Genomic DNA, 9,816 nt, shown 5'->3' with positions numbered 1-9,816 from the left:
CCCCGGTGCCCGCCCCGGTCCCGCGCCGCCATCGCCTCGCTCGCGCCCGGCCGCAGCGAACCCTGGGTCGCCACGGCCGCCCGCCGGGGCGCCCTCGTCTTCGCCGACGTCGGCTGGGACGAGACCGGCCGCTGGGACCTCGACGGCCTGACCGACCTGGAGCACTGCCAGGCCTTCCTCCCCAACGCCGAGGAGGCCATGCGCTACACCCGCACCGACTGCCCCCGCGCCGCCGCACACGTCCTCGCCGAACGGGTCCCGCTCGCCGTCGTCACGCTCGGCGCCGAGGGCGCGTACGCGGTCGACGCGGCCACCGGGACCACCGCCGAGGTCCCCGCGATCGCCGTCGAGGCGCTGGACCCGACCGGTGCGGGCGACGTCTTCGTCGCCGGCTTCGTGACCGGAACCCTCGCCAACTGGCCCCTCGCCGACCGCCTCGCCTTCGCCGGACTCACCGCGGCCCTCTCCGTCCAGGAGTTCGGCGGCTCGCTCTCGGCCCCCGGCTGGGCGGAGATCGCCGGCTGGTGGCAGCGGATCCGCACCCTCACCGGCCAGGACCCGGCCGCACTCCAGCGGTACGCCTTCCTCCAGGACCTGCTCCCCGCCGCAGCCCGCCCCTGGCCGCTGCGCCGGGCCGTCCCGACGATCGGCTTCCGCCCGTAACCGGCCGGCTGCTCCTGGCAGGTAAAACCCCTGGTGTTGTCGGTACGGAGTCGTAGGCTGGGTACACCTGAGGTTTTCGAGCAGCGAGAACCCTGCAACGGGAGGTATGTGCAGGCCCGAGGGCCGGCCCATGACTCAGACACCCACACAGCCGCAGGCGCGTGCCCACATCAGCATCCCGGCCGCTCACCCCATGGTGATGCTCCTGGGAGCGGGCGACTCGCTGCTGCGCGTGATCGAAGCGGCGTTCCCGGCGGCCGACATCCACGTCCGGGGCAATGACATAAGCGCGACGGGCACCGCGGCGGACATCGCCCTGATCCAGCGCCTGTTCGACGAGATGGTGCTGGTGCTCCGCACCGGGCAGCCTATGACGGAGGACGCCGTGGAACGGTCGATCGCGATGCTCAAGGCCACCGAGAACGGCAAGGCGGACGGCACGGAGACCCCGGCCGAGGTGCTCACGCAGAACATCCTCTCCAGCCGCGGCCGCACGATCCGCCCCAAGACGCTCAACCAGAAGCGGTACGTCGACGCGATCGACAAGCACACGATCGTCTTCGGCATCGGCCCCGCCGGTACCGGCAAGACGTACCTCGCCATGGCCAAGGCGGTCCAGGCCCTGCAGTCCAAGCAGGTCAGCCGGATCATCCTCACCCGCCCCGCGGTCGAGGCCGGTGAGCGGCTCGGCTTCCTGCCCGGCACGCTCTTCGACAAGATCGACCCGTATCTGCGCCCGCTCTACGACGCCCTGCACGACATGCTCGACCCCGACTCGATCCCGCGCCTGATGGCGGCGGGCACGATCGAGGTCGCGCCGCTGGCATACATGAGGGGCCGCACCCTTAATGATGCTTTTATCATCCTGGACGAGGCGCAGAACACCAGCGCCGAGCAGATGAAGATGTTCCTGACCCGGCTCGGCTTCGACTCGAAGATCGTCGTCACCGGTGACGTCACCCAGGTCGACCTGCCGAACGGCACCAAGAGCGGTCTGCGTCAGGTGCAGGACATCCTCGAAGGCATCGACGACGTGCACTTCTCCCGGCTGACGTCCCAGGATGTCGTCCGGCACAAGCTGGTCGGCCGTATCGTCGACGCGTACGAGAAGTACGACAGCGACCAGGACGGCCAGGCCGGCAAGGGCCAGGGCCGACGCAACGGGAAGCAGTAGCAGCGCACCATGTCGATCGACGTCAACAACGAGTCCGGAACCGAGGTCGACGAGCAGGCGATCCTCGACATCGCCCGCTACGCGCTCGCGCGGATGAGGATCCACCCGCTCTCCGAACTCTCGGTGATCGTGGTGGACTCCGCCGCCATGGAACAGCTCCACATCCAGTGGATGGACCTGCCGGGCCCGACGGACGTCATGTCCTTCCCGATGGATGAGCTGCGTCCGCCGGCCAAGGACGACGAGGAGCCCCCGCAGGGGCTCCTCGGTGACATCGTGCTCTGTCCGGAGGTCGCCAAGCAGCAGGGCGAGGACGCCGAGACGCAGCACTCCATGGACGAGGAGCTCCAGCTCCTCACCGTCCACGGGGTGCTGCACCTGCTCGGCTACGACCACGAGGAGCCCGACGAGAAGGCCGAGATGTTCGGTCTCCAGGCGGCGATCGTGGACGGCTGGCGCGGCGAGCACGGCATGACCGGTCCGTCGCCCGCACCCACCGTCTCGTGAGCCTGCCTCTCGTCTTCGGGGTCGTCCTGCTGGTCGTCGTCGGCTGGCTGGCGGCCTGCGCGGAAGCCGGGATCGCGCGTACGTCGAGCTTCCGGGCCGCCGAGGCGGTCCGCTCGGGGCGGCGCGGCAGCGACAAACTGGAACAGGTCGCGGCCGATCCGACGCGCTATCTCAACGTCGCCCTGCTGGTGCGGGTCGCCTGCGAGATGGCGGCCGGGGTGCTCGTCACGTACGCCTGCCTCAAGGAGTTCCCGGAGACCTGGGAGGCGCTGGCCGTCGCCATGGGCGTGATGGTCCTCGTCTCCTACGTCGCCATCGGTGTCTCGCCGCGCACCATCGGCCGCCAGCACCCGCTGAACACGGCCACGGCGGCGGCGTACGTGCTGCTGCCGCTCGCCAGGATCATGGGGCCGATCCCGCAGCTGCTGATCCTCATCGGCAACGCGCTGACGCCGGGCAAGGGGTTCCGCAAGGGGCCGTTCGCCAGTGAGGCCGAGCTGCGGGCGATGGTCGACCTCGCCGAGCAGGAGTCGCTGATCGAGGACGAGGAGCGCCGCATGGTGCACTCCGTCTTCGAGCTCGGTGACACGCTCGTGCGCGAGGTGATGGTGCCGCGCACCGACCTGGTCTGCATCGAGCGCTACAAGACGATCCGGCAGGCGCTGACCCTCGCGCTGCGTTCCGGTTTCTCGCGGATCCCCGTCACCGGGGAGAACGAGGACGACATCGTCGGGATCGTCTACCTCAAGGACCTGGTCCGCAAGACGCACATCAACCGGGACTCCGAGGCCGATCTGGTCTCCACTGCGATGCGGCCGGCGGCGTTCGTGCCCGACACGAAGAACGCCGGTGACCTGCTGCGGGAGATGCAGCAGGACCGCAGCCACGTCGCCGTCGTCATCGACGAGTACGGCGGCACGGCGGGCATCGTCACCATCGAGGACATCCTGGAGGAGATCGTCGGCGAGATCACCGACGAGTACGACCGGGAGCTCCCGCCGGTCGAGCCGCTGGCCGACGGCTGCTTCCGGGTGACCGCCCGGCTGGACATCGGCGACCTCGGCGAGCTGTTCGGCCTCGACGAGTACGACGACGAGGACGTGGAGACCGTCGGCGGGCTGCTCGCGAAGGCGCTGGGACGGGTACCGATCGCGGGTGCCTCGTCCGAGGTCGAGCTCCCCGACGGGCGCCGGCTGCGGCTGACCGCGGAGTCGCCCGCGGGCCGGCGGAACAAGATCGTGACGGTGCTGGTGGAGCCGGTGGCTCCCGAGGAGGAGGCGACGGCATGACACCGCAGCAGCTCAGGGCACTCTGCCTGGGGTTCAACGCGAGCGTGGAGGAATTCCCGTTCGGGCCGGAGACCTCCGTTTTCAAGGTGCTCGGCAAGATGTTCGCGCTGACCGCGCTGGACGGGGAGCCGCTGACGGTGAACCTCAAGTGCGACCCCGACGACGCGGTGCGGCTCCGGGAGGAGTACGAGGCCGTGGCGCCGGGGTGGCACATGAACAAGCGGCACTGGAACACCGTGACGGTGTCCGGTCTGCCGGACGCGAAGCTGCGCGAGCTGATCGAGGACAGCTACGACCTCGTGGTGGCGAAGCTGCCGCGGGCGGAGCGGCTGCGGCTCGACCGGGCGTAGGGCCTCTCGGTTGGATCATGCCGGGCTCGCGGGGTCCGGCCTGATCCGAACGGAAGGCCCGGGGCCGGGCCCGTCACTTCCGCCAGAGCAGGTGGTGCACCACGTCGCTGCCCGGGCTCGGGACCTTCTCCAGGTGGAAACGGTCGGTCAGCGCCTCGGGGCTCTCCCACAGCCGTTCGCCCGCACCGATGTCGAGCGGCGAGACGGCGACGTGCAGCGAGTCGATGAGGTCGGCGGCGAGGAACTCCCGGACCGTGGCGACACCGCCGCCGATGCGCACGTCCTTGCCCTCGGCGGCCTCGAAGGCCCGCGCGAGCGCGTCCTTCGGGGACGCGTCGAGGAAGTGGAACGTGGTCTCCCCGAGCGTGATCGACGGGCGTTCGTGGTGGGTGAGGACGAACACCGGGGTGTGGAACGGGGGCTCCTCGCCCCACCAGCCCTCCCAGTCGTGGTTCTCCCACGGGCCGCGCTGCGGGCCGAACTTGTTGCGGCCCATGATCTCGGCGCCGATGTTGTTGGAGAAGTCGCGGGTGAAGTAGTCGTCCAGGCCGAGGGTGCCCCCGGGGTCGGTCCGGTTGGGCCAGTGGGCGGTGGCACCGGCCCAGGAGACGAGCCGGCCCGGGTCGACGTTGCCGAACGGACGTTCGAGTGTCTGCCCCTCCCCGGCGCCGTAGCCGTCTCGGGAGACGCAGAAGTTCTGGACGCGGACCAGCTGTTTCATCGGATCCCCTTCCGATTGCAATCTGCAACCGGTTCGTAAGCTATCTAGACTGCTCCCATGTTGCAACCAGTTCCCAGCGGAAAGCTGCCCGTGTCGCCGGGCCGGTCCGGCTGCCCGATCAACATGACGGTCGAGCTGCTCGGGGACCGCTGGAGCCTGATCGTGCTGCGCGACATCACGTTCGGCGGCCTCACCCACTTCCGGGAGCTGCTCAACGCCTCCATGGAAGGCATCGCGTCGAACATCCTGGCCAACCGGCTGGCGAAACTCGTCGAGGCGGGGCTGCTCACCCGCGACGACGACCCGAGCCACCGCCAGAAGGTCGCGTACCACCTCACCGAGGCGGCCGTTCAGCTCGTCCCGGTGATGGCCCAGCTCGGCGCCTGGGGTGCCCGCTGGCTGGACACGGCGCCGGAGCTGACGGTGCGGGCCGAACTGCTGGCCGCCGGAGGCCCCCCGATGTGGGAGCGGTTCATGGCCGAGCTCCGGGCCACCCATCTGACCGGGGCGCCGGCCCGCACGGACGGCGTGCTGGCGGAACTGACGGCCGCCTACGAGGAGGCGGCCGCCCGGCAGCCCGGCACCCCGTAGGCCCGCCCGCCAGACCCGCGCACCCTTCAGGACCGCCGCAGCCCGGCCGCGACCACGCCCGCGGCGACGACCAGCAGCCCCGCGGCCACCGCGACCACGGTCCGTACGCCGTCGAACAGCGACTCCTGGGTCGTCGCCAGCACACCGAGCAGCGGGATCCCGACCGTGAGCCCGACCTGCTGGGTCGTGGTGACCAGCCCCGTCGCCAGACCCTGTTCCGCGTTCGGCACCCCCGACGTGACGGTGAGGCCGTACGCGATGATCGCGCCGAGGTGGCACATGCTGGCGAGCGAGACCGCGACCGTGGCCAGCCAGACGCCCGAACCCGTACCCAGACCCAGCAGGGCCGCGATGAACAGCCCCTGGCCCAGCAGGGAGACGGCCAGGGTGCGCCGGGCACCGAACCGGCCGATGACCTTCGGGGCGTACACACCCGCCACCACCGAGGCGACGCCCTGTACGCCGAAGACCAGCCCGGTCCCGAAGGCCGACAGGTCCAGGACCTCCTGCAGGTACAGGGTCAGGACGAAGACGATGGTGCTCATCATCGAGAAGGTGAGCAGACCGCCCAGGTTGCCGAAGGCGACCGTGCGCCGACGGAGCATCGGCAGCGAGACCAGCGGGGCGGACGCCCGGGACTCGATGGCCACGAAGGCGGCGAGCAGGACGACCCCGGCAGCCAGCGAGACCTGGACGTCCACGCGGCCGAAGCCGTGTTCGGCGGCGGTGGACAGGGCGTAGATGAGGGCCAGGAGCCCACCGGTGACGGTCACGGCGCCGGGTACGTCCAGCCGCGGCCGGTCGGGCGTACGGGACTCGGTGAGCAGCGCGGGCGCCGCCGCGAGGACGGCCACCGCGGCCAGGGTCAGCAGCCCCATCGTGGAGCGCCAGCCGAGGGTGTCGGTGAGGGTGCCGCCGGCCACCATGCCGACGGTGAACCCGAGCGAGAGCAAGGTGCCGCTGATGCCGAGCGCCCGGTCCCGCCGCGGGCCTTCCGGGAACGTGGTGGTGAGCAGGGACATGCCGGTGGGCACGATGGCCGCGGCGCCGAGTCCCTGGAGCGCCCGCCCGGTGAGGAAGGCGCCCGGGTTCCACGCGAACGTGGCGAGCAGCGAGGCCGCGCCGAAGACCGCGAGTCCGGTGAGGAACAGCCGGCGGCGGCCGTAGAGGTCCGCGATCCGGCCGAAGAGCAGCAGGAAGCCGCCGGACGGCAGCGCGAACGCGGTGATCGCCCACTGGAGGCCCGACCGGCTCAGGCCGAGGTCCTCACCGAGGACGGGCAGCGCCACGTTCAGTACGGAGAAGTCGAGCGACACCATGAACTGCGCGGCGCACAGGACGAGGAGGACCAGCCGGGCCCGGCCGGAGAGCCGGTCCGGGGCGGGAGGTGCGGGGACGGGAGCGGTGACAGCCGCTGGGGAGGGGGATTCGATCGCCATGGGTCCGAGCCTGCGGCCGCCGGAATATCCGTGGGGAGACGGAACTTATCCTGTTGGCCGCACCACCAGGCAGGCGCGGGCCCGGACATCAGGGGGAGTTACGTGGGCACACCGGCCCGGACCGCCGCGGGGGCGGACAAGTCGCACCGCCTCGGCGAGCTGCGGGAGTTCCTGAGGAGCAGGCGGGCGCGGGTCAGCCCGGCCGAGGCGGGCCTCCCGGACGGCGGGGCCAGGCGGCGCACTCCGGGGCTGCGGCGCGAGGAGGTCGCCGTCCTCGCGGGAGTGGGCGTCTCCTGGTACCAGTGGCTGGAGCAGGGCCGCGACATCACCGTGTCGCCCCAGGTGCTGGACTCCGTGACCCGGGTACTGCGGCTCAGCAGTGCCGAACGCCGTCACCTCTACGTACTGGCGGGGCTCAACCCGCCCGCACCCGAGGTCGATCCGGCGCACACGGACATCTGCGCCGGGCTGCAGCGGCTGCTCGACGGCTGGATGCCGTACCCGGCGCACATCATGGACGCGTACTGGAACGTCATCCTGTACAACGACGCGGCCGCGATGGTGATGGGGCTGCGGCCGGACCGGCCGCAGAACTGTGTGATCGCCTTCTTCACCGATACCGTCCACCGGGGCCGGGACCAGGAGTGGTGGGAGACCGCTGCCCGGGTCGTCGCCCAGTTCCGGGCCGCGTGCGCGGAGTGCCCCGACGACGAGGGTTTCCGGGCGATCGTCGCCGAGGCGGCCGAGCGGAGCCCCGAGTTCGCCGAACTGTGGGCGCGGCGGGACGTCGCGCCGGGCGGGCAGATGCGCAAGGAGCTGTCGCACCCGGAGGCGGGCGCGCTGGTCATGGAGGCGACCCAGCTGCGCATTCCGGCCCGCCCGGATCTCGCGGTCGTGGTGCACCACCCGTGGCCGGGCACCGGCACGGAGGAGAAGCTGCGGTGGCTGGCCTCGCCGGAGGGCCGGCGGGGCTCGATGCGCCAGGTACGGACGTGAGCGGCCGGGGCGCCCGCGTGCCGCGCCCGTCGCCGCACTTCGTATGCTCGGCACATGACCGATAGCACCGACCTCGGCGCCGAGGACCGCAAGATCGTCACGCTGGCGCGCAGCGCCCGCGCCCGCAACGGTGTGCCGGAGGGCGCGGCCGTGCGGGACGAGACCGGACGTACGTATGTGGCGGGCACGGTGGAGCTGGAGTCGCTGCGCCTCAGCGCGCTCCGGACGGCCGTGGCGATGGCCGTGGCCAGCGGGGCCACGTCCCTGGAGGCGGCCGCGGTCGTCTCCGAGGCACAGACCCCGTCCGACGAGGACCGGGCCGCGGTACGGGACCTGGGCGGGGCCGACACGCCGGTGCTGCTCGCCGGGCCCGACGGGGTGCTGCGGCTCACCGTGACGGCCGGCTGAACCTCCGCCGGACCACCACCGTGTGCACGAACGCCCCGCGCCCACCGGCGCGGGGCGTTCGTACAGGATGTGCGGAAAGCGTGGATCTTGACACCACCTGATGGCCCATCAGTCAGCGCATTTCGATCCCATTGACTTCTTCTCGGCCGAAGTCATCAATGGCTCCCTGCCGACGCGGAAGAGCCGCCGCGCCGGATCCCGCAGGAGGGGGCTCCATGCGCCAAGCCATTCGAAGATCCGACAGCCCAGGGTCCCGTCGCCGGGACCGACCGGACCGCGGCCGCCGCTGGGCCGCCGCACTCGGTGTCGGCGCGCTCGTCGTCACCGGAGGAGGGCTGCTCGCCGGACCCGCGCAGGCCAGCGCGACGGCCTCGGTCGCCGTGGACTTCCCGACCCACTGCATCCCGCCCGCCATCGCCGGCATCCCGCCGATCGACGGCACGACCTCGGCGGAGATCACCGTCGACAACGCCGCGCCGAAGGTCGGCGACACGGTCACGGTGACGTACACCGTCGTCAAACCGGCCGCGAGCAACCCGGTCGACCTGGCGCTGCCCGCCGACATCATGACGCCGACCGGCAAGGTCACCGTCGGCGGAGCGCAGTCCGCCGACGTCACGGTGGCGGGCCCGAAGAAGAACGAACCGGTGCCCGGCAAGGGCGATTTCCCGTCGTTCTCCATGACCGGCACCTTCACCGTCACCGCGCCCGGTGAGATCACCCTCTCGCCCGGCGACTACAACATCCACACCGGCTACATCATGGAGCTGGACACACCCTGCACGGTCACCGATCCGCCCGCACCCGTCTCCCAGACGATCATCGCCACGGACGGCGGCGGCCAGGTCAACGAACGGGCCATCCAGCTCGGAACGGCCTCCGGCGCGGCCGGCGAACCGGTCACCGTGACCGGGTCGAAGTTCACCGCCGGCGCGTCCGTCACGCTCGCGGGCCGGGCCGGGGACGCCGGGACCGGTGACACCGCGACGGCGACGGCGGACGGTTCGGGCGGCTTCACCGGGCAGCTCACCGTCACCGACCCGGCCACCGGACCGGCATCGTCGCGTTCGAAGGAGCGAGCTGGGACCCGGCCAAGGGCGCGGGCCCCCAGGCCTACACCGTCACCACAGGCGGCGGCGAGATCCCGGACGGCAGCCAGGAGCTGACGTCCACCGTCAAGCCGGGAACGCTCACCATGACCCAGGCCGGGGACTCCGTCGCACTGTCGGCGGTCGACTTCGGGCAGGGCGGCGCCTCCACCGGGGCCCTCCAGTCCGTGACGGTCCAGGACTTCCGCGGCGGACCCGCGGGCTGGTCCCTGACCGGCAAGGTCACCGACTTCACGGGTCCGGGAGGGGCGACGATCGGCGCGTCCGCGCTCGGCTGGAGCCCGGCCTGCGCGACGAAGTCCGGCAGCCCGAGCACCTGCGCGGCCGGGTCCGAGGGAACGGTCGGCAGTGCGGGGGCCACCCTGGCGTCCACGCCGGACGGCGCGTTCACCGGAGGCGAGTTCACCGTTGACGCCCAGCTGTCGCTGGACGTACCGGCGTTCACCGCCGCAGGCGCGTACACCGGGGTCCTCACGCTCACCCTCACCTGAGCACCACCGGTCCCGTGAGCGAGCACCACTGATCAACCGGTGGACCGGGCGCGCACCCGCCCGGTCCACCGGTTGATC

The 9,816-nt window shown here is 71.6% G+C and carries 10 protein-coding genes and 1 pseudogene; 9 read left to right on the top strand and 2 right to left on the bottom strand.

Features of this window, described 5'->3' with window-relative positions:
* From JGS39_RS31700 to JGS39_RS31680, 5 genes are all read left to right on the top strand, one after another.
* Window positions 1–663, top strand: a 663-nt coding sequence (locus JGS39_RS31700) for a carbohydrate kinase family protein (RefSeq protein ID WP_236065853.1), incomplete at its 5' end; no start/stop codon positions are given.
* Window positions 664–793: 130 nt separating this feature from the next.
* The gene (locus JGS39_RS31695; RefSeq protein ID WP_219573189.1) at window positions 794–1,837 is read left to right on the top strand and encodes a PhoH family protein; all 1,044 of its coding nucleotides are present in this window, start codon (window positions 794–796) and stop codon (window positions 1,835–1,837) included.
* A gap of 9 nt (window positions 1,838–1,846) precedes the next feature.
* Complete coding sequence (ybeY, locus tag JGS39_RS31690) at window positions 1,847–2,344, top strand: rRNA maturation RNase YbeY (RefSeq protein WP_219573188.1); 498 nt, start codon at window positions 1,847–1,849, stop codon at window positions 2,342–2,344.
* On the top strand, window positions 2,341–3,633 hold the full coding sequence (locus JGS39_RS31685; RefSeq protein ID WP_219573187.1) for a hemolysin family protein: 1,293 nt from the start codon (window positions 2,341–2,343) through the stop codon (window positions 3,631–3,633). The genes ybeY and JGS39_RS31685 overlap by 4 nt, the downstream gene beginning before the upstream one ends.
* Window positions 3,630–3,983, top strand: a complete 354-nt coding sequence (locus tag JGS39_RS31680; protein ID WP_219573186.1) for an MmcQ/YjbR family DNA-binding protein — start codon at window positions 3,630–3,632, stop codon at window positions 3,981–3,983. The genes JGS39_RS31685 and JGS39_RS31680 overlap by 4 nt, the downstream gene beginning before the upstream one ends.
* A 73-nt stretch (window positions 3,984–4,056) precedes the next feature.
* On the opposite strand, the gene JGS39_RS31675 is transcribed toward JGS39_RS31680, so the two are convergent.
* Window positions 4,057–4,704: a dihydrofolate reductase family protein gene (locus JGS39_RS31675; protein WP_219573185.1), complete on the bottom strand. Its 648-nt coding sequence runs from the start codon at window positions 4,702–4,704 to the stop codon at window positions 4,057–4,059.
* Window positions 4,705–4,761: 57 nt separating this feature from the next.
* Between JGS39_RS31675 and JGS39_RS31670 the strand changes: the two genes are divergently transcribed.
* On the top strand, window positions 4,762–5,295 hold the full coding sequence (locus JGS39_RS31670) for a winged helix-turn-helix transcriptional regulator (RefSeq protein WP_236063205.1): 534 nt from the start codon (window positions 4,762–4,764) through the stop codon (window positions 5,293–5,295).
* 26 nt (window positions 5,296–5,321) lie between these two features.
* On the opposite strand, the gene JGS39_RS31665 is transcribed toward JGS39_RS31670, so the two are convergent.
* Window positions 5,322–6,734, bottom strand: a complete 1,413-nt coding sequence (locus JGS39_RS31665) for an MFS transporter (protein WP_219573184.1) — start codon at window positions 6,732–6,734, stop codon at window positions 5,322–5,324.
* Between the two features lie 102 nt (window positions 6,735–6,836).
* On the opposite strand from JGS39_RS31665, the gene JGS39_RS31660 reads away from it, so the two are divergent.
* The 3 genes and pseudogenes from JGS39_RS31660 to JGS39_RS31650 all read left to right on the top strand — a co-directional run bounded on the left by JGS39_RS31660 (window position 6,837) and on the right by JGS39_RS31650 (window position 9,738).
* Window positions 6,837–7,730 carry a helix-turn-helix transcriptional regulator gene (locus JGS39_RS31660; protein ID WP_219573183.1) on the top strand — a complete coding sequence of 298 codons (894 nt, stop codon included), beginning with the start codon at window positions 6,837–6,839 and terminating at the stop codon, window positions 7,728–7,730.
* A gap of 54 nt (window positions 7,731–7,784) precedes the next feature.
* Entirely contained in the window at window positions 7,785–8,138 is a 354-nt protein-coding gene (locus JGS39_RS31655; RefSeq protein WP_219573182.1) for a cytidine deaminase, read from the top strand.
* A gap of 215 nt (window positions 8,139–8,353) precedes the next feature.
* Window positions 8,354–9,738, top strand: a pseudogene (locus JGS39_RS31650) (WxL domain-containing protein).
* Window positions 9,739–9,816 lie beyond the last annotated feature (78 nt).

This window comes from Streptomyces poriferorum (genome assembly GCF_019399235.1).
GTDB classification, from domain to species: Bacteria; Actinomycetota; Actinomycetes; order Streptomycetales; family Streptomycetaceae; genus Streptomyces; species Streptomyces poriferorum.
The sequence above is the reverse complement of the archived record's forward strand: the minus strand, read 5'-3'. Positions and strand labels throughout refer to the sequence as shown.